Below are 23,833 nucleotides of genomic sequence, written 5' to 3' on the forward strand. Positions count from 1 at the left end.
CTCAATTCAAGTCATTATATCATAACACGTAAATAGAAGCACATTTAATTATAAGGGATATCTTTGCTGCCATTTAGAGGTGTATGTGATACGAAAACGGTTTTGTAATTGCTGTTCAAGTTGAATAAGGCTGAGTTCATTCGCGTTCTTCTCCATATCTTTCCCATATTCGCGCTCTGCAACCATAGCCAGCACAAGCTGTGTAGATGTTGAATCTGTAACGCCCGAATAATCGATGACACGAACCCATATTTGATTAACATTTTTCGTTTTCGTGATCATGGTTTGTGCGATTGTGTACAAATCTCGATAGACGGCGGCAGAATCCGCGTTTTTCGGTAAGCTCAAATCAAGGGACATGCGGGAGTTGCTCAGCTCAACTTTGCGAATCCGCAGGTGAAGTGGGACTTGCACCAGTAAATCTACCATATTATTATTTGTTAGCTCCCCTGCACGATTGCTTGACCAATTATAAGGCGAACCTAACCCTGTGGAACGATCCATCTTAGGAAGTAGAGATAGACAGACGACTATAATAATAGATAGACCTAACGTCAACACAATACGCATCGACCATTTCATGAACAAGCACCTCCTACACTTTGCAAGCACCAAACGAGTTAACTAAGCATTCTGTAGTTCCAAGCCCTATACATCATTCTACAAAGAAAAAAAGCAGGCTATGCCTGCTTTAACAATTATAAATTATTCTTCTGTGTCAATTGTACCGTACTTGGTCATTATAATTGCCTTGCCTCTAACTTTTACTGCGGATGTATGCTCCGTGAACTGAGCAATCATAACTTCGCCCTTGTCCAGCTTTTCTGTATGATGAAAGCGAGTATCTTGACCACGGGTCAGCCCGATAACATGTACACCATTATCCTTGGCTTTAATAACGAAATATTCATTGCCGTTCGTATTCGGATTATTCGATTTATTCGATTGATCCATTTCCATCCTCCGTTCTTGCCCTAAACTACAATCCTAATCTTCATGATGCCAAAAAAGGTATCGGGAAGTCAACCGGCCTTAAATTGTTATCTCATTGGAGGCTGCTTTCGTTCCCTTTTGGTAAAATTTCTTAAATGTCGTTGGCAGCATGTTCTTGGATCCTATCCGTATGAGTAAATCAGATAGCTTGACCGTACCAAATGCAAATAACATACCTGCGAATACATCGATCAGCCAATGAATTTGTAAGTACAAGGTTGAGAAAATGATTGCCGCGCAGTAGGTGACCATCATCGTTTTGAATATACGGTCCTTTTCTCGCAGGGCGAGAAGAAGCATAGCAAAAGAGATGGAAGTATGCATACTTGGGAAACAGTTCATCGTAGCCACAAGTAAAGAGTTTTCATCCGTAAAAACACGGTGCAATAAGTCAGGCTGCTTATTCACATACCAAACTTCATGCAGCAAAATTAAATTGTAGAAGGGCAAAATAAGCGGGAATTGCAGCATGTGGCCGGATAAGGCATAAGAAAGCATTTTTTTAATGCTGCGTGTCCAGAAGCTCCGAACAATGCAGATCCACAAAGATAAGACAAAGCCGTAGTTATAAATCCAAACCATCGCTTTATCTAGAAAAGGGGATGCAATCCACCTCGCCCATCCGCCCGTATTCAACGGAATTGCGTTCATATACGCATCCCAATGCCAAGGATGGCGGTTATTTTCAAACATCCAATTGGCGATTCTCCACCAGAAACCATTTCCCGTCCCATAGAAGTAATAAAATACCCCTAATAAAGGAATACCAAATAGGAAGAAACGCTTCCAATCCACGTCAACTTGGTCTTTACGGATACCTAGCAAACAAATTAATAGCAGGATCCAACATTCCTTACTCCAATTCCCAACCGTACCGATGCGCCAAACCAAGTAAATAGAAGCGATAATGCCAAACATCGTCCAATCTTGCGATTTCACGAGCGCGTTCAGTTTCAACTTATTCAAGACCGTTCCCCCTACATCTTCTAAGAAGTTCTATCTGTTTTGGAACAAGCCTCTCATGAGAAAAAGACATCGGACTTTCGATGTCTTTTTCATAATCGGAGTAACACGATTCGAACGTGCGACCTCACCCACCCCAAGGGTGCGCGCTACCAGGCTGCGCCATACCCCGTTTGTAGCTTAGGTTTACTTATTCACTTTTGTAATTATAGTAGGAGATTTTGGAATTGTAAAGGCATTTTCTATTAGCAATAAACAAAGCCGCGACAGCTATTAGCGGTCACGGCTTTGTTGTTATATAACGTTCAATAGTATGTAAAACGCGATTATTGAATGCCATCTTTAAGTGCTTTACCAGGTTTGAAAGCTGGAATTTTGCTTGCTGGAATCTCGATCTCATCACCAGTCTGTGGATTACGTCCTTTACGAGCAGAACGTTCACGAACTTCAAAGTTACCGAATCCAACTAGTTGTACTTTATCCCCGCCTTGCAGCGCTTCGGAAATTGCATCAAAAACAGCATCAACTGCTTTAGTTGCATCTTTCTTGGAAAGCTCAGAGGTTTCAGCAACCTTGTTAATCAATTCAGATTTATTCATGCCATTCACCTCCCCCCAAGATTTCTCACTTCCGTTACTTCCTGTTTTCACCGTTTCTTCAGAAAATATACATTATCCAATGAAAAATCGTTGATTTTCTTAGTAAAAATGAACTTCGAAAGCAGACGAATAAATTTATAGTAATACACTCCGACAGCAATTTCAAGTATCGCTTACCAAATTATGTGGGTATTTTTGCTATTAAACGACAAAAAACACTCTTTTGAGTGTTTTTTGTCTACATATTTACAAAATTATAGCAATTAAACCGCCAGATCCTTCGTTAATAATTCGGCCAAGCGTCTCTTGCAGTTTATAACGCGCATTGTTCGGCATCTGGGCAAGCTTCCCTTGAATCCCCTCGCGAACAATCGAATGAAGCGATCTTCCGAATATATCGGACTCCCATATTTTAAGCGGATTGTCTTCGAAATCTTGCATGAGATAGCGGACAAGTTCTTCACTTTGCTTCTCCGTACCTATAATCGGTGAGAACTCCGACTCTACATCCACACGAATCATATGAATAGACGGCGCTGTAGCCCGTAAACGGACACCGAACCTAGATCCTTGACGGATTAACTCCGGCTCATCCAAAGCCATCTCAGCGAGCGTCGGAGGCGCTATGCCGTAGCCTGTCGTTTTCACCATCTCAAGCGCCTCAGCGAATTGATCATATTCTCGTTTCGCATGCGTGAAATCCTGCATTAACTGAAGAAGATGATCTTTGCCGCGAATTTCTACCCCGACAACTTCGACTAGAATGCGGTCGTATAACTCATCAGGCGCAAACAAGTCAATTTCCGCTACACCCTGCCCCATATTAAGTCCGGCCAAAGCGGCTTTATCAATGAACTCGTATTCAGCGAATTGACTGACGACACGATCAACATCGCGCAAGCGTCTGATATCTTGAACCGTATCACGCACGGAAGCTTCGAATTGAGTCCGCAGCCAATGATTCTCGTCCAGAACCATTACCCAGCTTGGTAAGTTCACATTCACTTCATGAACAGGGAACTCATAGAGCACTTCACGCAGCACAGAGACCATTTCCTCTTCGCCTGCACTTGCTACACTCATTGTTACAACAGGGACGTCGTAGCGGCTTTGCAGCTCGCTGCGCAGCTCAAGCGCAGGCTCGCTATTCGGTTTCTGTGAATTAATGATAACAATGAAAGGTTTGCCTACTTCTTTCAGCTCATTAATGACTCTTTCTTCTGCCAACACGTACGAAGACCTCGGTATATCAGAAATCGTACCATCGGTAGTTACAACAACACCGAGTGTCGAGTGCTCCTGAATGACTTTGCGTGTTCCGATTTCAGCTGCTTCCTGGAATGGAATCGGTTCATCGAACCAAGGTGTATTAATCATCCGCGGTCCGTTCTCGTCTTCATAGCCTTTGGCGCCATCGACTGCGTAACCTACACAATCAACAAGGCGAACATTCACATTCAGCCCTTCGGCCACCGAAATTTGGACCGCCGTATTCGGTACGAATTTCGGCTCCGTTGTCATAATCGTGCGGCCAGCAGCGCTCTGCGGGAGTTCATCGGTAGCCCGGATCCTATCCGCTTCACTTTGAATGTTAGGAAGCACTACAGATTCCACAAAACGCTTAATAAAGGTTGATTTTCCTGTCCAGGACCGCTCCGACAACCCCCAGGTAAATGTCCCCTCCCGTTCGTTCTGCAATGTCCTTAAAGATATCCACTTTCTCCAAGAGAATCCCTCCTACAGTTTGGTCGTCAACTGACTTTTGTGACGGTAACAATTGACTACTCGTACATTCATTTGGACTAGTAAGAAATATATGTACTTTCGATAGAAATATGATAGATGCGTATAATCTTTTTTTTGACGCTCATATTTTATGAAGCACATACGGCTTTCCTTATAGAACCATATTTAGGGGACCTTGACGCTAGATCAAAGTCTCACCACATTGAGAAAATATATGATTGACTTGTATCGGTTATTCTGAAAATCTAAAAAAACCTCTTACAGATTTCTGTAAGAGGTTGCGTCTATTGTTTATTCTGTGGCATGGGCTGATTATTTTGCCATAAATACGGATTGCTTCGTATAGGCACGAAATAAGTTTTATTTACGAGAATCTCTCGCAAATCCTGATCTGACTTCAAAGAGCTTTCTAACGAATTGCTTTGGATAAGCTGCATCATGTCCATCGCATAGTCAATCGATACATCACCCGTTTGCTTGTTTACCAAATAGGATATGAAATTTTTGCGATTGTAAACGGACTTGATCTCGGGAGATTTCATGCCTAGCTTATCAAAATCTACATAATCAAAAGCTTCATTAATAGCAATCCCCGGAGGCAGGTTACCCTCATGCTTTACCTTGTAATCATTGATCTTCTTCTGGACGTCCTCCACACTTTGATAAGCGGATATATCCATCAACTTCACTAATGGCTTTGTCTCCACATCGACCAGCACGTAGATAAAAATGCCGCCGCTTTCGAACGCGTTTGCCGGAACGGTGCTCAACAGATTCGTTTTTTTCAATTTGCCAAAATCAATCACATATTTCTCATAGAGGGGTGTTGTCATCTCACTATTCTTGATCGGAAGAACGCCGTTCTTTTCGTGGTAGAGATCTATGGCCTGCTGAACAACGGTAATGAACTCAGCCGGGTTAATTTGATTCTCTTTGCGCATTTCCTTAGGATAAGCACAACCACTGAGCAGCAAGACTATACTAAGTATGATACCTGCCCAACTGCCAGGTAAAAGGCTTCGAGCTATTTTCACGACATAATCATCCTATCTTTTATCTAAAATAAATCGTCTTCCTCTGCTTGCCTCGCAAGTTGGGCACGTATGGCAGCCTTAAGAGGATCTTCAGGCACCGTAACCTGCACAGAGCCAATCACACGTGCTTGACATGCAAGTCGAAAGCCCTCATCAGCCTGAGTGCCTAGCTTTAACCGTTCATTTACATTCATAGGTGCCAGGCCACTAGGATCATCAACCTTGACCTTACACATAAGACAAGCTGCCTTGCCATCACAACGGGTACGTATGTGAACCTTAGCTTTGCGCCCTGCATCCAGCAAGGTCGTTCCCGCTCGGACACTTATTTTTTTATTATCGGGCCAAAAATGTACTTCTGATCCATTCATCGCGTCCACCTTCTGATAGGCTATCTTTCTGCTAATTGCTTGAATCTATCAACCGTTCCAATTTCCGCTCCAACTCGCTTCCCCAGCGATTTCTTTGCATTAAATCACTTAGCGCCTGCATATGCATCTCTGGAAAAGCTTTCATCGTTCTGGCTATAGCTTCATAGCGATCAGGACGATTGCGAAGTAAATTAAAGAGGAGTTCATGGGCTAACGGCATCATTTTAACTTCCTGTTCGTAGATCATGACCGAATGGCTATGATTCTCCCAAAGATAAGAGGCTTCCACCTGGTAAGATGAATGCAGGGCATTCACCCTGAAATCACCAACGACTTCCACTGCATTTCCATCTATTTGATAATGACTTAGGATTGAAGCATAAATGGGGGTTTCACTATAAATCGGTGCATCCACAGAATAATCCAATAATGAAGTATGTACAGCAGTTACATCGCTGTCATCAACATAAATGTCCAGATCTCTTGGACTTCTTCCAATATCTACGTTTTGAAAAAGCAGTCCGCAGCTTCCACCGATGAGCCATCGTACGTCTGGAACTTTCAATAAGTGTGTATGGATGGTTGTAATCGTTGGGAGTAACGGCTCCAGCAGGACCAAGATGCCCACACCTTTCAGGCAGAAATTTTAGAAATAAGGCTTATGCGTAACGGAAAGATGACCGGATTGCTTCACTACTGACTGGCAAGCTAGCCGGTAGCCCTGCTCGATCTCATCTGGCTCCAAACGGCTCTCTTCTTCATCCGAAGGCAATGACAACAGTTCGCGGCCAGTAGCAACATAACAACGGCATCTGGCGCAAGTACCCCGTGTACAGGAAAATCCCCAATCTAAATCTTCTTTGAGCGCGTGGTCTAGAATCGTTAATCCGGTAACCGGCTCTATCGTTTTCTGAGTTTTGCGTGTTTTCAATTCTAACATCGATATCTCGCCTCCAGGTTGCTAAAACAAAGATAGCAGCATGTAAAGTAAAATCGGAATAAATAGGAAAAAAGCAATTACGGATAACACAACACGAAGAGCTCCTGAGGTTCGAGTTCTTGCGTAAGAAATTAATAATGACGCGACTACCATGAGTCCGATCGCCACGAATGAAGCCCACATTTTGTCTAAACTTGACATAATCTTAACTCCTTATGTATGAAACATTCAAATTGATCACCAGTAAGTATAGCATAGGATGAGAAAAAAAGCATAAAGGGGAATGATCTCCCCTTCATGCTTTTTATTTCTTGCCCATCATCATGTTCATTAATTGCTGCATATTATTGGAATCCAGTTTACTGCTTTTGACCGCCTGAACGATATCATTGATGGTCTCTTCAGATACCTTCACGTTCACCAAACTAGAAACTTGTTTGATGAGTTGGCGAAGTTGAGTTTCACTTTGCAGGGTAGAAGGTGTCACACCACTGGCTATTTTTTCAATATCTTTGGATGTAACGGATTTACCTGTTTTCTTTTTCACCACATTTAATACGTCTTTCGAGATATCCTTATTCGACAAATGTGCCGCCTCCCTATACCTTTGAATGACTGGATCTTCCAAGGTATATTATGAATGCGGAAAGGAAGTGGTGTAGGCTACTTCAACACATTTGTTGCTGAATCGCTGGCAACTTCTTCGATCTCATGGGTTCTGACGCGCCCCATCAGATCTTGTGCAGCTAGCTGCGGGGACTTCCCATCGAAGAGAACGTTGTATAACTCATCTGTAATTGGCATGGTTACATCAAATCTGCGGCACAACTCATAAGCAGCTTTCGTTGTTTTCACGCCTTCTACGACCATTCCCATTTCTCTGAGCACGTCGTCCAAGGGTATTCCCTTCGCTAACTTATTGCCGGCACGCCAATTCCTGCTATGTTGACTCGTACAAGTCGCAATCAAATCGCCAATCCCCGCTAAGCCAGCAAATGTAAGTGGATTGGCTCCCATTGCGGTACCCAAACGTGCAATCTCGGCTAAGCCTCTCGTTACAAGAGCAGCCTTCGCATTATCACCAAAGCCTAGACCATCTGTCAAACCAGCGCCTAGACCAATAATGTTCTTCAGCGCTCCCCCAACCTCTACGCCCGTAACATCTGGATTTGTATACACACGGAAGTAGGAGTTAATCAGTAAATCCTGTGCAGCTTCAGCCGCTCCCAAGTCTTGGGCCGCGACAACGACAGTCGTCGGGTATTTGCGAATAACTTCCTCTGCATGACTCGGACCGGATAGGACAACAAGCCGCTTGGCATCCACGTCAGGAAGCTCATCGGCAAGAACTTCGGTCATTCTCTTTAACGTCCCTATTTCAAAGCCTTTCGTCGCGTGAATGATTAATGCATCCTTCTTCAAAAAAGGACGCATACGCGATGCTACCTCGCGCATGCCGGTTGAAGGCACGACCATGATGATCGCATCAGCATCTTCTACCGCCTCCTGCAGCGAGTTAGTCGCTACAATGAGCGGCGATAGCTCCGCATCTTGAAGAAAGCGGCTGTTGCGATGCTTTTCATTTATTTCTATAACCTGATCCTCATTACGAGACCATAAAAGCACTTGCTTCCCATTATCCGCCAGTACCGAGGCAAGTGCCGTCCCCCAACTTCCTGCTACTAGGACCGATACTTTGTTTGACAAGGTTACTCCTCCTAAAAGTTTTGCTTTAGCAAAACTGGCTTCGTAAGCATTAACTGAGTTTTCGTGAGAAAACTTACTTCGTAAGCGTTACTGAGTTTTGCTTTAGCAAAACTGGCTATGTAAGCATTCCTGAGTTTTGCTTTAACAAAAAAGACACCGTAAGCATTATTGAGATTTCATAGAAACTGGCATCACGAGATTAGCTATGCCCTCTTCTGACCTAGCTTGTTCTCTTTACCTTGAATGAGCTTCACAATATTCGTACGATGACGCATAAAGGCAAACGCACACAGCAAAATGCTAATCCACAAGATAGGCAAAGGTCGATCCATCCCCCAAATAAGGAAAGGTAAAAGTGCTGTTAGAATAAGGGAACCGAGCGATACGAATCTGGTGACCGCAATGATGACGATTGCTGTTAAACCAGCAATTAACGTTGGTATGAAGCAGAGTGTTGCCATAACGCCGATGGTTGTCGCGATACCTTTACCGCCTCGGAAGCCGAAGTAAACCGGCCAATTATGCCCGACGATGGCAGCGAGTCCACATAATACACGTATCCAGATGTCATCGGGTCCAGGAACTGCCCATGTTCCAATCCACACGGCAGCAACTCCTTTTAAGGCATCCAGCAAGAGAACTAAAATGGCAGGCCCCTTACCCAGAACACGAAGCGTATTTGTCGCCCCCGCATTGCCACTACCGTGCTTACGGATATCAATGCCTTTGAACCATTTTCCGAATAAATAACTAAAGCTTATGGAGCCTAATAAATAACCCGCTACAATTGTTATTATCGAAAGCAATGCACAACATCTCCTATTCTTTGTCCGATGATTTCCTACGGCTTAAGATACGAATCGGTGTTCCATCAAAACCGAAGGCAGCACGAATCTTGTTATCCAAGTACCGTTCATATGAAAAGTGCATGAGCTCAGGCTCATTCACGAAGAGCACAAAGACAGGAGGCTTAACAGCAACTTGTGTCACATAGTTAATACGCAGGCGTTTGCCTTTATCCGTAGGAGGCGGATTGTAGGCTACTGCATCCGAAACAACATCATTAAGCAGATGTGTTTGTACGCGCAGGGAATGATTCTCAGCAACCTGAACAATAACAGGCAACAGTTTGTGCAAGCGCTGCGTCGTTTTGGCTGAAACAAAAACAATTGGAGCGTAGCTTAAGAACAAGAAATGATCACGAATGGTTTGCGTAAAATGCTGCATCGTTTTATCGTCTTTATCGACGATGTCCCATTTATTTACGACAATCACAATCGCTTTTCCTGCTTCATGCGCATATCCGGCAATATGCTTGTCCTGATCGATAATGCCTTCTTGACCATCGATTACGACGAGCACAACATCAGCACGCTCAATTGCTTTCATGGCACGCATGACGCTATATTTCTCCGTGTTCTCGTAGACTTTGCCTCTTTTACGCATTCCCGCCGTATCAATAATAACAAACTTTTGTCCATCCCGTTCAAATGGCGTATCGATGGCATCGCGCGTTGTTCCCGCCACATCACTAACGATGACCCGTTCTTCTCCAAGAATGGCATTCGTCATCGAAGATTTCCCGACATTTGGTCGTCCGATTAGGGCAAATTTAATGACCTCTTCGCCGTATTCATCGTCTTTTTTATCAGGAAACAAGTTGCAAACGACTTCAAGTAAATCACCGATCCCGATACCGTGGGAACCTGAAATCCCGACTGGATCGCCGAAGCCTAAAGAATAAAACTCATAAATATCATCTTGACGCGCAAGGTTATCTACTTTGTTAACAGCAAGTACGATCGGTTTTTTGGAACGGAATAACAATTGGGCAACTTCTTCATCTGAAGGTGTTACACCCGCTTTGGCATCCACCATAAAAACAATGACGTCCGCCTCTTCAATAGCAAGTTCCGCTTGAATACGAACAGATTTGAGAATCGCATCTTCCCCATCAATTTCAATACCGCCTGTATCAATGACACTGAATGACGTATTGAGCCATTCACCTACGCCGTATAATCGATCACGTGTAACACCCGGTTTATCTTCCACAATCGCAAGCCGATCGCCTACGATCCGATTGAAAATGGTGGACTTGCCGACATTGGGTCGGCCTACAATTGCAAGTACAGGTCTAGCCACTACTCATTCACTCCTTCGAATTCCATGATCAGCCATGGAAAAATACGCAACTTACATCATAACAAAAAAGACACGACTTGGCTAATCTCATTTGAGACTCCGCACGAATCATGCGGGCATACCAACTATCTCAGGTATGCTTGACCAGAATCATCGTGCCATTTTTCAAATCGTGAGCATTAGCATCCAATATCTTTTCTAGAGAGAAAGAGACTTTTTGGAGGTCGTCTTCCTTATCCACAACGAAGATTGGAGCACCTCCACCTATTCGTTCCTTCGTCAAGGTTACAATAGCTAGGATTTGCGACATCCTGATTTAGGCCTCCTTCTTTTTGTTTACACCCGCTTCGGACGGCATACGAACAGCACTTTCCAACACGGGTACCCGATGAAGAGCAATAAACGTTTTCTCAGCATCTTTCTCCTGTAGGAGGAGCAGAACGGCTAATGTGCCAGTATTCAAATCCAGCTTAGCCATCGGACGCAAAGAAGGCTCTCCTTCATCACGATAAGCACCAAACAAGGTTGATATATCATGAAGAATAGCTTGTCGTTGGCCTAAATGAGCTAATGTTACGCGAGAATTGCGATTTTTGGGTTTGATTAAGAAGCCAAGCCCGTGTTCAAGTATTTGTTCACGATTGTCTGCAAGACCAACATTCATTATATATACCGAACCGACGTAAAGATCCGGGCCATCCATCCGAATATCGGCAGGTTCAATGTCTGAAATTTTTGCTAGATTGTTACCTGATTTAAAGTAGTTAGCTATCCAAATGGACACAATCCCGGCAACGATCCCCCAATACCAAGCAAACAAAATACTGAATAAAGAAGCAAGAAATGCTGAGAAAATAACCAGATAATTTCTTCCCTCAAACACCATCGCTATCCCTTCAATATATGCCGCTCCTCTTGGAACTAACTCTAATTCATCGATCTTGGATAGACTTTGTCTTTCCATATTACGCACATCACGAAACTGTTGGGCGGCTAGCGATAAGAAAGTGACCGCCGTATAATTTTTATCCAGCAAAGCAGGGACAGCTACTGCTCCTAGTGCTGCTGCGATGACACCCAGGGAAATATGTATAATCTTACCATGCGGATAGGTCGGATATTGCCTGTAGTCCGTTCTCAGCATATTCAGACGTGCCAAAATGCCAAAAATAACACCTACAACGATTCCGATCGTATAACGATGCGAATAAAACCAATCCATTACTTCTTCCAGCCTCCTCTTCGGTCCATCCAGCTGCGAATGATATTTCGGCAGCCGTTATAAGCGGATTGAAGAATGATGGTCATCGTTCTTGCCGCAAAAACAGATAGCCACCATTGGTCTTGAAAAGTTGCCTTACCGACGTGATGGTAGCCATCAACTGGATGAATTCCCGCCTGGTACATGTCGCCTAGTAAGTAGCCAATTGAGAGTGCCGCGATCTGCTCCCATGCACTGCGCTGTAAAACGAGAACTACAACGGCAAGCAATAAAGCCGTATCCCACTCCGAGTTGCGGACAATGAGTATGGGATCCATCTCAAGCAGCTGCTGCAACAAGAAATGAAGGGAACCTAATAGTAGGCCGATAGAAAGTAAATGAAGCTTATGTATGAATCCTTGTGTCTTATAGAGAATACCCAGACTGATGATCAGTACCCAGACATAAACGAGCCCCACTTGAACATGCTGGATCGTTACGGTAAACCTGGAAAAGACAATCCATAAGACAAAAAAAAGAAGCATGCCTTTGTGCGATATACTTCTGATGTACAGTTCTTTCCATCCGCTGGCGAACAAGATCAACGTGATACAAAGGAGAATTAGAGACAAATAACCGGCATTCATAATCGGACCACCCTACCATGCATAGGCGATCAGGTGGCGTATGCCACCGATCTGCCTGCGGATCTTCAGGCTTCCACTCCAACTTAACGAGGGAAGCACCGCCTGATCTATAGTATGGCAATATTTCGATTATTTACTCCAATTGGCTCTTTCTGCATATGAAGTTAAGTTAATCCCTCTTGCACGGCACCATTCTGCCGTTTCACCCATGATGACTACAGGACAATTCCCTAATGCCTGAATCGTATTAGCGCCTAGCGCTGTCATAATAAGAATAAGTCCTTGATGAAGATCATCAGCAAAATGGTGGAGCGCATCGACACCCTCGCTGCGCAAAACCCTCAGGAATGCGCCTGCCATGCCAACCGCTGATGCTCCGAGTGTTAATGCTTTGGCCGCTTCCAAAGCGTTCGTAATACCGCCAGAAGCAATAACTCCGCCTCGCGGATAAACGGAGAGTGCTTCTAGCAAGGCAATGCTGGTTGGAGTGCCCCAATCGTTCAACCATTCCAAAGCCGCTGGACGTCTGGCATTCTCAATGGCGGCGAAATTCGTGCCGCCCAGACCGCCGACATCCAAAAAGCGGACACCAATGTTCTGCAATTGTTTGGCGTTGTCCTTCAGGATACCAAAGCCAACTTCCTTCACGATGACAGGTACCTGTACATGCCGAACAATCGCTTCAATGCGGCTTAACATACCGACAAAGCTGCGATCTCCTTCGGGCATAATTAACTCCTGCATGACATTCAAATGAATTTGAAGCGCATTCGCTTCAATCATATCAACGGCACGGAGCGCTTGCTCAATGGTCGCCTCACTGCCTAAATTCGCGAACACAATCCCTTTTGGATTTTCGCGGCGAACAACTTGATAGCTCGATGCAACCTCGCTGTTTTTAATTGCTGACATCTGGGAGCCAACGGCCATAGCCATGCCCTTTTCCCTTGCCAAGATGGCTAAATCGCGGTTTATGCTTTCTGTCTCCTGAGCGCCGCCCGTCATTGCATTAATTAAAATCGGCGAACTCATAATGAGATCGCCGATTTCTGTAGTTAATGCTATATGATCCGTCGAAGTCTCAGGCAGACAGTTATGCACAAGCTTGATATCCGACAGCCCTTGCTGCCGTGATTGACCAAGCTCCAGCGCGTAATGGACATGCTCCATTTTGCGTGAGATGCGCATTCTTATGGTCCCCCTAAGCGTCGTATCATTTACTTTTTGAATTTGGCAAGTTTATCGCCAAAACGCTCGCCAAGAGTCATGGACAGACCTTGATTGCTCAAGGACACGTTCTCATTGCCAGCAATCTCTTTTTGGTGACTTGCGCTGTTTCCGCGGTCACGATCGCCTCTTGGTTGTCTTTCTCTATCTGGTTTAGAAGCAGAAGGAGCGGCTGCACCGGCTGGAGCTTCAGGAGTTTCCTCTGTATCTTTAATGCTTAAGCTAACACGTTTCTCAGCCGTATTGATTTCCAAGATTTTCACTTGAACTTCTTGGCCTTCTTTCAATACTTCGTGCGGAGTACCGATGTGACGGTGGGCAATTTGGGAAATATGCACAAGACCTTCAACACCAGGAGCTACTTCAACGAATGCGCCGAAAGCTGCAAGACGTTTCACTGTACCTGTTACGATATCGCCTGCTTTGAATTCATTCTCCACACTCGCCCATGGGCCTGCTTGTGTAGCTTTGATGCTCAAGCTGATTTTATCATTGGAAGGATCAAGCTTAAGGATTTGCACCTTTACTTTATCGCCTTCTTTAACTACGTCAGAAGCTTGTTCTACATGGTGCCAAGCCAGCTCGGAAATGTGTACAAGTCCGTCGATACCACCGATATCAATAAACGCACCAAATTGTGTCAAGCGTTGAACAGTACCTTCCAGTACTTGACCCACTTGAAGTCCTACGATGATTTTCTTTTTGTTAGCTTCGAACTCTTCATCCAGAACATCTTTTTGGGAAAGAATGACTTTGTTTTTCTCGCGATCGATTTCTTTTACACGAAGACGCAATGTGCGGCCTTTGTAAGCGGAGAAATCTTCAACGAATTGACGCTCAACCATGGAAGCAGGTACGAATCCACGTACGCCAATATCCACAACAAGGCCACCTTTTACAACTTCAGCTACAGTAGCTTCAATGATTTCTTTGCTATCCAGCTGACCTTGCAGTGACTCCCATACTTTGCTGTTGTCAACAACACGTTTGGAAAGAACCAATGTTTCTTTCGCATCGTTGATTGACACAACTTTCAATTCAACTTCTTGTCCAAGCAAAGTTGCTTCTGCATCGGAAGAAAGTTCGCGAACTGGGATAACACCATCGTATTTGTAACCGATATCCACGAAGGCTTGATCTGCGTCTACCTTAACGATTTTGCCTTTAACGGTAGCGCCTTTCTTCAGCACAGCAACATTGTTAAGAGCGTGCTCAGCTTCTGCTTGCGATACGGCTGTTTCTTGTGCTTCTTGTACTTCTTGCGTTTGATCTTCAACTTTTACTTCATCTGACATGAGATTAGCCTCCTCTTATTACAACCAACAATAAATAATTTATAAGTCACAAAGCAGTATTGTAAGCTTCTACTCTGTTTCAAACAAAACAATAACTACCATTCGCATTAAAGATAGTATAATTCCAAGCTTTCGATTCCATACATCCTTGTTAACCTTTGCTATAAGCAGTATGTAATCGGCGAATTTCTTTCATAATGGCTTCTGTTGCTTGCTCCAAATCTTCGGAGCTTGCTCCTGCATAAGCACTTAGGTCAAGCGGTTTTCCATATACAATTGTCATGCGGCGGAATAAGGAATAATTGCCTATAATAGCCACAGGAACTACGGAAGCTCCAGATTTAAGTGCAAGACTGGCTGCGCCCTTCTTGCCCATCCCACCTGCATTGTTTCGCGATCCTTCTGGGAAAACACCCAACATGTTACCATCGCGAAGCAATTGTACCGCAAGTCGGATCGATTCTCTGCTAACGCCACCGCGTTTTACAGGAAAAGCGCCTACTTTAGAAATAATGGAACCCAGAACAGGGATATCAAACAGTTCTGCCTTTGCCATGAAATGAACCATACGCTTAAGCGGAGTTCCTAACAATGGCGGGTCTAGCAAACTGGTATGATTTCCGCAAAGCACAACCGCTCCGTGTGTAGGAACATTCTCCATACCTAAAGCCCGCATGCGGAAAAACAAAGTAAAAACAAAACGAAATAAAGCCCTGCCGATGCGATAAAGCATCTTATTTGCCACCTCCGACTTTGTCTTTGCAAAGCCCAAGGATTTCGTCCACAACTTCTTCAATGGTCATTGAAGTACTGTCCATTAGAACAGCATCATGAGCTCGTCTAAGCGGTGAGATCTCTCTATCCTGGTCCAGTTGATCGCGTCGGGCAATGTCCTGTTCAAGTTCAGAGAGCGTAAGGGTGCAAGTCCCGCTAATTTGCATCTCTTTGAATCGACGCTCTGCTCTTTCCTTTACGCTAGCTGTCAGAAATACTTTAATTTCAGCATCCGGCATAACATGAGTGCCAATATCGCGGCCATCCATGACTACGCCTTTGGTTATGGCCATTTGCTTCTGAAGTGTAACCAGGAGCTGGCGTATAGCTCCGTAGCTAGCGATTTGGGATACATGATCCGTTATGGCTGTCGTTCGGATTTCTTTGGTCACATCGACGCCGTCAACGATAACCTGTTGTCCTTCCTCGCGAGGAATGAGCTCAATCTGCATGCGATTCGCCAAGGCAGCCACTTCTAGTTCTTGATCAGGTAGCAGCCCTTCTTGTTGTACTTTCCACGTTACTGCCCGATACATGGCTCCTGTATCCACGTAAACGAAACCAAGTGCCCTAGCAACTAGCCGCGCAATGGTGCTTTTACCGGCTCCAGCAGGACCATCAATGGCAATATTGAACTTTTCCAAGCTGCTGTTCCTCCCAACAATACCTCACAGTACCTTACGAACAAAAAAGCAGGCACTGCCTGCTAATTAATTGAAATTATAGCACATTAAAAAGGCATATGCAAAACTTGGACGTATATTAGATTACGTTTAGATATGCTTAAGTGCGCTCTCCCTTCCCATTTTGAGGCCAAATATAGGGCTTGCCCTCTAGGGGTTCAACACGTGTAAAATGCTTACGTATGTAGGGAATTTGAAGCATCGCCTGAACACATATAAGTAAAACGAAAAATACGAGCGTTGTCCGAATGATCACCTTCTCTACCTTTGCAGAAAAGAGGATAAACAGCTGCTCGTATGACTTATTTTCCCGATCCTTTGACATGAGATGCCCCACCTGCTCACATTGACATATTGCTTGGTAGTATGCCCTTGCAGGTGAAATCTCATGCGTTATCGTTTACGGAAATCCATTTGTCTCTCAAAGCAAAAGCGAATTAGTTTCTGACGTTCACGATCGGCTATATCCGTAAATCTGATCATAGCCAATTGCTTGCCAGACTCGAGCTGTTTAACGCGGACAACCTCGCCAGTAAACGGAATATGCTCAATATTACCATTCTTGAATGGAGCAAGAACCCAACATGAGATAATGGCATTCATTCCGATTGGGATATGTCCTTCACAAATAAACGAAATCCCGCCGCCGCCGACATCTTCCGTCACGCCAATGAATTGAATTTGATCTGACAATTTAACGGCAATTTCAAGTTCCGCCAGTACCCTTAGAAAACTTCTGCGTTGAACTTGCGTAATGGCTTCAGGCTCTGGTTTACGCAGTTCCACTAAGCGAATCACATCTTCTCTGAAACCAGTCACGGAAGTTGTGAAGTAGTGCTTCACTCCGCCTTGACCTAAAAAGAATGTGCTTAATTCATCACCTTGATAAAGCTTCTTGAGTCGGCCTGTTTTCTCATTCAGCGGGAGCTCAATGGCGATCACATGATCCGTCACGTCAGCAATTCTTGACTTGTATTCAATTTTGGACTCTTCATCGTCGATGCTGTTCACTTGCATATGTAAGATCTGGTTGACTTTAGGAAGCAATTTCTGCACCTCCGAGACGTAATATGTCCTAATTATACCAATGCTCTATTAATTATGATAGCAAAAAAAAAGAAGCTAGGATTGAACCCGCTTCTTCTCTATGATTATTTCTTCCCAGCAGCTGCTGCTTCTGCCTGTTCAGGGCGAATGGTCTCAATTTTCTCTTGCGTGCCATTCTCACTATTCATATAGACACGATAAATATTGTTGTTCATCTTCCCGATAAATTCATGACAAAGCACTTCTTCGTCTAATTCATTTTTAATGATCGCCAAAGACTCCCCAGTTACTTCCATTTTCGGGTTAAGCTGCTTTCGCGCTTCGGCTGCAGTCATCTTAGGCTGACCAACTGTTCGCTGTTTTTGACCATAAATATAGTCGGTTGCCTGCACACCAATGACTTCAAGGGTGTCCAAAGCTACTTTAACACTAGCCTGCTGAGGATAAATCGTAACATCCTTTTCTCGTTTAGCAAAAATAATGTTAGCGATATTTTGATATTGATCATAGCTTACTGCGCTCATATCTTTATATTCGTGTTGATCTAAGAACTCATTAGCAATATCTCGCGCTTGTCTAAGATCAAACTTGGATTCTTTAACGGTTCGTGGCTTCATAAAATAAATGAGGTGACCGCCTTTTTTTGTGAAATCCATCTGAATATCATTTTCACTGCCGTCTCCGCCTGGAACTACAACGCTAAAGCTTTGATATTCTGGCGAGCTGCCGCCATTCTCAATTACTTTCATATTGGCTGTATCATTGACTCCCAGAAATTGAGCTGCTTTTTGTTTAATTTGATCAGCCGTCATGTCATTTCCTGACAAGGCACTAACATCATTTCTGGAAAATATGCTTAAATTTCCTGGTCCCCAGTTTAGCTCCTCGTAGGCTCCAACTTTTTTGTCAACGGTTGAAAAGCCATCAATGATCGCATTATCATGTGGTTCATTTTTAGAAGCTAGGGCGACCTCGACGTCCATCCATCGCAGGTTTTTGGACAATACCTTATCCTGAACACCGCGTATTTCCTTTGTTATCTCCGAGGAATGATCGTAAAGAGCGCTCAACGTTTTTATTTCTTGCTCATTTAGAGGCTGCTTCGTCATGTCGCGTACGGACATTCGGTAAGAGAAATTAGCCATATTTGCTAAGAAATCTTCCGTTTTATTAAATGGCAGCAGGGTTAGCGGCAGCTGCGTAATATCGCTTTGCGCTTGGCTCGTTAACCGCCATACATTCACCAATCCCTTTCGGTAGGAAGGCTCTGAAGTTGCGTTAACAGCCAACGTATTGCCAAGCTCAGTATGAAGCTTATCCACATGGAAAGAAAGATCATGGAACGCACGTTGATACTGATTTTCTGCTTTGATCAAAATCGTATTCTTCTCTTGGTGTTCCAAATATCCCCACACTGAAGCACCAATCAAGGCAAGCAAGAGAAATGGAAACATGACAACACTTAATCTTTTATACACGCGACTGCTCCTTTCGTACCCAAACTTGCGCTTAGTTTTTACGTGGGGAGACAGGTTTATACAAGATTGACAACAAAAAGAGGCCAATTCTTAAAAGAATGGCCCCCGCTAATCTTCGGTCTCTACTTCAAAGTCTTGCTCATTGCTGCAAATGCATTGACGGAATCCCGTTTCAATTTTCCCTTTTTCTTTCTTGCCTTTCAGCACAAACTTTTCACCGCATAATCGGCAGCGGATCTTTACTTTGACTCTTGTCGTGGACATGTACACCCTCCCGGTCGTTCCGAAGCTTACAGCTTGGAATCGCCATCTATACAGTCCATTATGACCTATTTTAGCTCACTTTAATCTTCTCCTCGGCTGTCGCGATGCGTAATGGGGAATGAGCATTAGCACGATCAACCCGCCAAATCGTACGAATCCATAGAAAAGACATGACTGGAATCATGATCCAAATCCAGTTCATTTTGAATAAAAGCAAAATATAATCAAACAATCCATGCCACAAAATAGGCAGCAGCAAGGAAATCCACAAATACCTTCGCGCTTTGTGCGGAATGAATTTAGCCTTACCCAAATAGTAACCCATCATGACACCGAACAAAGCATGCGCTGAAACAGGCAATAGAGCGCGAATCATCAGTGCAGAGAAAGATGAGGCATTAAGGAAAGCATAAATGATATTTTCCAAAGTCGCATAACCTAAGCTTACGGCTACTGCATACACAATTCCGTCATAAGGTTCATCAAAGGCTTCATGCCTAAAGATCAAATGATAGAGGATAAACCATTTCATAAACTCTTCAATGCCACCAGATAGGAAAAAGGCCGAGAAAAACGTCCCCTTTCCAAACTCTTCAATCAACGAATTCTGCAGTACCATCGTAGGGTAAACAAGCAGAACACCGAACAAAAACATTCGAATAACTAGATGAATCGGTTCCGTTTCGTATCGGTCCTTCAAATAAAAGTACGTTAGCAATGAGAGACCTGGCGCTATGGCTGCCATAATGATCGGCAGAATTTGCAAATGCAGCTCCCCCTTTTTGTTCACTACCTTGTAGAATAACAAAGCGATATCCGATTCCATACGTAATATGACCATTATAGTCATTTTCGGATGATTTTTCTATGTCTTACTCCGTAAACAACGCACGATCATTGTGGAAAATGAGTGGGATATTCCCTATTGTGCCATTTCGGTTCTTCTTCAATACAAGCGATATCGACTGCGGTTGGTCCTCTTCTGTTTCATTAGGCTGCATAATCATGACTACATCGGCCGAAGCTTGCACATTGTCAGGCACGTTATCTTGGCCAAACTCTAGAGCTGTAGCTGCGATAATAGGGCAATTCCATTCTCTGGACCATTGTTTAAGCGTATAGGCGATCGCAGCCTGCTGCTGCTCCCAAGTTAGCGGTGTTGCCCCTTTAGCTGCAGGAATTCGCTGCAAGTGATCAATGAAAATAACAGGTTCTTTGCCGACAACAGCAGCAATCCGTTCAATAGAAGCGGCAACTTGATCAAGCGTTGTATCTATCGAACATTCAAGCATCCAAAGCATTTTACTAATTTTCACATACTGCTTGTTAGCTTCTGCTACCTGTTCGGGATCAACTTTGCCCCCGAGTACTTTCTGTGGAGCTATACCAATAATCCTTGCAATGCTGCGTGCCCAAAGTTCGAAATTCGTCATGTCCCATGATACAAAAATGACTGGGTTCTGCTGAAAAGCAAGTTCATCAGCCATTTGTTTAAGCAGCATGCTCTTGCCAATGGAGCCTGAACCTGCCAGTAAATACAAGCCATTCCCAAAGCCGCCGAAAAGTAATAGATCCAGCTTGGCAAAGCCAGTACGAATACTAGCGACTTGACCGCGGAAGCGTTTCATATATTCTTCTAAATAAACGGTGCTATTTTTGATATCTGGAGCTACAGGGGCCAGCATTGTTTCCTCAACGGTTTTATTAACTATTGCGAGAAATGTCTCAACTGGATTCTGAGCTCTTATGAACAAATCGTTAATATCCCGAATGGTTTCAGGCAAATTTATGATAAATGTCTCATTGCCTTGTTCCCTGAATAAGGCTTCTATTCGTGTAGAATCCCTTCTTCCGGTCTCGTCATTCCCCATGCAAATATAAACCCGTTTACCAGCAAATAGTGATAAATGTTGTTCTTTAAACATACCGTTATCAGGGACACAAACAGCTGGCATTTTGGCCTGAGATAATGTCAGGACATCGAAAATCCCGTTACAAAGAACTACTTCATCTGTATCTTCAAGTGCTGTGTAATTAAAGAGATACTGATCTAAACCATACAAGGGTTTATATTTCGGTTCTCTATTGTCAATCGAGCGTCCGATTAAGTCGACAATTTCGCCGTCATAGTTCCGAATTGGAACAATAACCCTATGCTCGAAGTAATCACCTAGCTGATTCTGATCAACATAGAATCCTATCTTGCCAATTTCAAAGCCGATACGGTACTGTAATACCGTTTCTTCTGTTATTCCTCTTTTTTGTAAATAGAAATAAGCCTCCTCACGGAGCTGTTTTTGGTAATAGGTCAATAACCCGTCCAAATCAACAGCAGCCAGAGTAGGCGCCAGCCGTTTGCGATCTATGCTAGTCATCTAGGACTCCCCCGATATCTTCTCGCACGTTGATAAATAATCACGATTAACCAACAAAACAAGCATCTGCAAAAACAATCGTTTTTGGAAATGCTTGTTTCATTCTTCATTAAAAAGTAAGGAAGATGACCTTATTTGAAATGACGGCAGAGCACCTTAACGGCATCATCTGCAATGATTGTCTTCCCATACTCTTCAAGCACTGCTTGCGTAACGGAAGCGGCTTCGCCGAATTCAGATAAGACAGCAATTAACGCTTGATATTTCGTTTCTTCGAGGTCAACAGGCTCGAGCTGTAAAATATATTTCCCTTTGTAGGAATAAAGGGTACCGCCTTCCATGAGAAGGGGATTAATTACTTTGGATACACGCACCAGGTCTTCAAAATCACGGAAAGCATAGGAGACTAAATCGCTTTGTTCTAGCGTTACTTCCATTTCGTACACTTCTTCAGCTTCGTGATCGTCATATGCATCTGAGTTTGCATACAAATCAAGCTTCCCTCTGGTCACAATAACGACCATTCCTTGTGCTGGAAGTGCAAACACCTCAACAGCAAGCGGGCCGGACGGGTCAAATCCGAGCTCGGAATAGGCTTGATCCATCATTTCACTAAATAATTCGTGTACTTTGGGAATTTCTCTCCACATGTCGTCCTTTTGAATTCCGCGTTCAGTTAAGTCATCGAATGTTAGGAAAATCCGTATCTTATCCTGACTTAAGCGTTCTATTTTCATGATAGGATCCTCCTTTGAGCCTTCCGACTGGAAAGCTTGCATCGAAAGCATGGTCATCTTATTAAAACAGAATATGATAAAAAAAGAAAAAGGTGAACCTTTGAGAACGAAAATGGACATGCATCCTTCTTTCGTTTTCACCTATCATGTTAACATTAATTGCGTGCAATTGCACGCGCAAGTTATGTATAAAAAGAAAAGCACAGCCGGCACCTTGGGTATGCCGGACTGTGCTTCATACTTATGTTCATTGGATAGTTGATGAACTTTCTTTATTTTCACGCATGATTTCATTTACTGTTGCTTTCAATTGAGGATCTTCTTTCACTATTTTTTCCACTTGATTCAGGCCATTCGAGTTTGAAGTCGAGAAACTTTTGGCTGACGAATTTCCAAATGATTTGTTCACCAACGAGTCCTTTGCTTTATCAACAACTTTACCCATCGATTCACTGGACGAACTGAAAGCTGAGAACAACATGGATTTACTTTTACGATTGAGATATATAACCGCCGCCGCACCAGCAATACCGCCGAGTAAAAATGTACCTATCTTCATTGGGTCTCCCTCCATGTCAAGTAGTATGAATCCTTCATAGGTTGTGCGAGTTTCTAAGAGGGCATACGTTAGGAGTGAGAGGAAAACAAAGGAGATAAGTTTGCTGCGAAATGTGGTACTATAGGAATGGACCTACAAGTATAATGACCTGAGGAGAACGAAGGATAATGAACAAAAAAGCCAGTGTACTAATGATGAGTGTCATGATCTTATTAGCTGCCTGCAGTGCAAACCAAACAAGTCCCGCCGCAACAACTAACTCTACACCAGCAGCTGTCGCGACTATTTCACCGAGTCCAACACCTACAGCGACACCCGTTTCAACTCCAACTCCAACAGCGTCAACACCAGCTCCTGAAGTTGTAAAAAAAGCATATCATATGAATAAAAACTATGATATTGTGCCAAACGATCCCACTGGAAACAAAAAGATCGTACTTTTAACCTTTGATGACGGTCCGAAGGAACAAGCCATGAACCAGGCATTAATCGACATCCTAAAAAAACATAATGCCAAGGCAATCTTCTTCTTGAATGGATACCGTATCAAACAAAAGCCCGAACTTGTCAAACTCCTTTATAGCAGCGGGAATATCATTGGCAATCATGCCTGGGACCACGATAACTTGAAAAGCATGACCAATGAAAAGATTGACCAGCAAGTGGATGATGTCCAAAAAATAGTAAAAGAATTAACTGGACAATCGCCTGTTTTTTTCAGACCTCCTTATGGTTCGGGCAATGACTATTTGAAAACCAAAGTGAAAGACAATAAGATGCTTTATATGACATGGTCCAACGGTTCATTAGACTGGGATATGACCAATAAAAATAACGATTCCGGTAAAGTGATCGAAAACGTGATGAAACAATTGCATGACGGCAGTAATATTTTGATGCACGAGCTGCCTTGGACAGTGAAAGCTCTAGACACACTTCTTACCCAACTCGAGGAAAAGGGATATTCCTTCGTTGATCCGAATGCCATTGAGCTTGAAATGAAATGATAAAAGAGCCTTGCAGTGCCTACACATCAGATGTCGGCTCT

29 protein-coding genes, 1 tRNA gene and 1 pseudogene are annotated in these 23,833 nt (G+C 43.6%); 1 reads left to right on the forward strand and 30 read right to left on the reverse strand.

Translation table 11 applies throughout. From position 1 onward, the window contains the following. Positions 1-48: 48 nt before the first annotated feature. From ACBP55_RS23565 to ACBP55_RS23710, 30 genes and pseudogenes are all read right to left on the reverse strand, one after another. On the reverse strand, positions 49-582 hold the full coding sequence (locus tag ACBP55_RS23565; RefSeq protein WP_173184549.1) for a hypothetical protein: 534 nt from the start codon (positions 580-582) through the stop codon (positions 49-51). Positions 583-705: 123 nt separating this feature from the next. Then, positions 706-954, reverse strand: a complete 249-nt coding sequence (mtrB, locus tag ACBP55_RS23570) for a trp RNA-binding attenuation protein MtrB (protein ID WP_173184547.1) — start codon at positions 952-954, stop codon at positions 706-708. Positions 955-1,032: 78 nt separating this feature from the next. Further along, positions 1,033-1,959, reverse strand: a complete 927-nt coding sequence (locus ACBP55_RS23575) for a phosphatase PAP2 family protein (protein ID WP_268615740.1) — start codon at positions 1,957-1,959, stop codon at positions 1,033-1,035. Positions 1,960-2,054: 95 nt separating this feature from the next. Further along, positions 2,055-2,128, reverse strand: a tRNA-Pro gene (locus ACBP55_RS23580). A gap of 154 nt (positions 2,129-2,282) precedes the next feature. Next, positions 2,283-2,555, reverse strand: a complete 273-nt coding sequence (locus tag ACBP55_RS23585; protein ID WP_029193008.1) for an HU family DNA-binding protein — start codon at positions 2,553-2,555, stop codon at positions 2,283-2,285. Positions 2,556-2,801: 246 nt separating this feature from the next. Continuing rightward, positions 2,802-4,281 (reverse strand): annotated as a pseudogene (gene spoIVA, locus ACBP55_RS23590) (stage IV sporulation protein A). Between the two features lie 304 nt (positions 4,282-4,585). Next, on the reverse strand, positions 4,586-5,335 hold the full coding sequence (locus ACBP55_RS23595; protein WP_268615745.1) for a hypothetical protein: 750 nt from the start codon (positions 5,333-5,335) through the stop codon (positions 4,586-4,588). A 23-nt stretch (positions 5,336-5,358) separates the two neighbouring features. Then, positions 5,359-5,706, reverse strand: a complete 348-nt coding sequence (locus tag ACBP55_RS23600) for a 2Fe-2S iron-sulfur cluster-binding protein (RefSeq protein WP_029193005.1) — start codon at positions 5,704-5,706, stop codon at positions 5,359-5,361. 31 nt (positions 5,707-5,737) lie between these two features. Beyond that, on the reverse strand, positions 5,738-6,325 hold the full coding sequence (locus tag ACBP55_RS23605; protein ID WP_464645363.1) for a nucleotidyltransferase family protein: 588 nt from the start codon (positions 6,323-6,325) through the stop codon (positions 5,738-5,740). Positions 6,326-6,352: 27 nt separating this feature from the next. After that, complete coding sequence (locus tag ACBP55_RS23610; RefSeq protein WP_464645365.1) at positions 6,353-6,646, reverse strand: 2Fe-2S iron-sulfur cluster-binding protein; 294 nt, start codon at positions 6,644-6,646, stop codon at positions 6,353-6,355. Positions 6,647-6,667: 21 nt separating this feature from the next. After that, entirely contained in the window at positions 6,668-6,847 is a 180-nt protein-coding gene (locus ACBP55_RS23615) for a DUF2768 family protein (RefSeq protein ID WP_029193003.1), read from the reverse strand. 103 nt (positions 6,848-6,950) lie between these two features. After that, a complete protein-coding gene (locus tag ACBP55_RS23620) occupies positions 6,951-7,232 on the reverse strand; it encodes a stage VI sporulation protein F (RefSeq protein WP_029193002.1) in 282 nt (93 codons plus the stop codon). Positions 7,233-7,309: 77 nt separating this feature from the next. Beyond that, a complete protein-coding gene (locus ACBP55_RS23625) occupies positions 7,310-8,353 on the reverse strand; it encodes an NAD(P)H-dependent glycerol-3-phosphate dehydrogenase (protein WP_464645368.1) in 1,044 nt (347 codons plus the stop codon). Positions 8,354-8,556: 203 nt separating this feature from the next. Next, positions 8,557-9,159, reverse strand: a complete 603-nt coding sequence (plsY, locus tag ACBP55_RS23630) for a glycerol-3-phosphate 1-O-acyltransferase PlsY (protein ID WP_464645370.1) — start codon at positions 9,157-9,159, stop codon at positions 8,557-8,559. A gap of 13 nt (positions 9,160-9,172) precedes the next feature. After that, positions 9,173-10,498 (reverse strand): ribosome biogenesis GTPase Der, encoded by a 1,326-nt coding sequence (der, locus tag ACBP55_RS23635; protein ID WP_464645371.1) that lies wholly within the window; start codon positions 10,496-10,498, stop codon positions 9,173-9,175. 130 nt (positions 10,499-10,628) lie between these two features. Next, a complete protein-coding gene (locus ACBP55_RS23640; RefSeq protein WP_029192998.1) occupies positions 10,629-10,808 on the reverse strand; it encodes a capping complex subunit for YIEGIA in 180 nt (59 codons plus the stop codon). Between the two features lie 6 nt (positions 10,809-10,814). Further along, positions 10,815-11,720: a YIEGIA family protein gene (locus tag ACBP55_RS23645; protein ID WP_464645373.1), complete on the reverse strand. Its 906-nt coding sequence runs from the start codon at positions 11,718-11,720 to the stop codon at positions 10,815-10,817. Next, positions 11,720-12,346 (reverse strand): YphA family membrane protein, encoded by a 627-nt coding sequence (locus tag ACBP55_RS23650; protein WP_464645375.1) that lies wholly within the window; start codon positions 12,344-12,346, stop codon positions 11,720-11,722. Before ACBP55_RS23650 ends, ACBP55_RS23645 begins: the two co-directional genes overlap by 1 nt. Positions 12,347-12,475: 129 nt before the next feature. Then, positions 12,476-13,534 carry a type 2 isopentenyl-diphosphate Delta-isomerase gene (fni, locus tag ACBP55_RS23655; protein WP_464645377.1) on the reverse strand — a complete coding sequence of 353 codons (1,059 nt, stop codon included), beginning with the start codon at positions 13,532-13,534 and terminating at the stop codon, positions 12,476-12,478. Positions 13,535-13,563: 29 nt separating this feature from the next. Next, positions 13,564-14,868, reverse strand: a complete 1,305-nt coding sequence (rpsA, locus tag ACBP55_RS23660; protein ID WP_464645379.1) for a 30S ribosomal protein S1 — start codon at positions 14,866-14,868, stop codon at positions 13,564-13,566. 151 nt (positions 14,869-15,019) lie between these two features. Then, on the reverse strand, positions 15,020-15,601 hold the full coding sequence (locus tag ACBP55_RS23665) for a lysophospholipid acyltransferase family protein (protein WP_173184526.1): 582 nt from the start codon (positions 15,599-15,601) through the stop codon (positions 15,020-15,022). Position 15,602: 1 nt separating this feature from the next. Then, positions 15,603-16,286, reverse strand: coding sequence for a (d)CMP kinase (gene cmk / locus ACBP55_RS23670; RefSeq protein WP_464645382.1), 684 nt, complete (start codon positions 16,284-16,286; stop codon positions 15,603-15,605). Positions 16,287-16,425: 139 nt separating this feature from the next. Beyond that, complete coding sequence (locus ACBP55_RS23675) at positions 16,426-16,650, reverse strand: hypothetical protein (protein ID WP_464645384.1); 225 nt, start codon at positions 16,648-16,650, stop codon at positions 16,426-16,428. Between the two features lie 68 nt (positions 16,651-16,718). Next, positions 16,719-17,372, reverse strand: a complete 654-nt coding sequence (locus tag ACBP55_RS23680) for a flagellar brake protein (RefSeq protein ID WP_464645385.1) — start codon at positions 17,370-17,372, stop codon at positions 16,719-16,721. Between the two features lie 104 nt (positions 17,373-17,476). Beyond that, entirely contained in the window at positions 17,477-18,850 is a 1,374-nt protein-coding gene (gene ypeB, locus ACBP55_RS23685; protein ID WP_464645386.1) for a germination protein YpeB, read from the reverse strand. 108 nt (positions 18,851-18,958) lie between these two features. Continuing rightward, positions 18,959-19,114: a hypothetical protein gene (locus ACBP55_RS23690; protein WP_162257309.1), complete on the reverse strand. Its 156-nt coding sequence runs from the start codon at positions 19,112-19,114 to the stop codon at positions 18,959-18,961. A gap of 70 nt (positions 19,115-19,184) precedes the next feature. After that, positions 19,185-19,880, reverse strand: coding sequence for a glutamic-type intramembrane protease PrsW (gene prsW / locus ACBP55_RS23695; RefSeq protein ID WP_464645388.1), 696 nt, complete (start codon positions 19,878-19,880; stop codon positions 19,185-19,187). A gap of 106 nt (positions 19,881-19,986) precedes the next feature. Then, complete coding sequence (locus tag ACBP55_RS23700) at positions 19,987-21,489, reverse strand: DnaB-like helicase C-terminal domain-containing protein (RefSeq protein WP_464645390.1); 1,503 nt, start codon at positions 21,487-21,489, stop codon at positions 19,987-19,989. Between the two features lie 131 nt (positions 21,490-21,620). Beyond that, the gene (locus ACBP55_RS23705; protein ID WP_029192986.1) at positions 21,621-22,226 is read right to left on the reverse strand and encodes a genetic competence negative regulator; all 606 of its coding nucleotides are present in this window, start codon (positions 22,224-22,226) and stop codon (positions 21,621-21,623) included. A 247-nt stretch (positions 22,227-22,473) separates the two neighbouring features. Then, on the reverse strand, positions 22,474-22,785 hold the full coding sequence (locus ACBP55_RS23710) for a hypothetical protein (RefSeq protein ID WP_173184508.1): 312 nt from the start codon (positions 22,783-22,785) through the stop codon (positions 22,474-22,476). Positions 22,786-22,952: 167 nt separating this feature from the next. Here ACBP55_RS23710 and ACBP55_RS23715 point away from each other — a divergent pair, with 167 nt between their 5' ends. Next, positions 22,953-23,792, forward strand: a complete 840-nt coding sequence (locus tag ACBP55_RS23715) for a polysaccharide deacetylase family protein (protein ID WP_464645393.1) — start codon at positions 22,953-22,955, stop codon at positions 23,790-23,792. Positions 23,793-23,833 lie beyond the last annotated feature (41 nt).

The organism is Paenibacillus sp. WG02 (assembly GCF_055396115.1).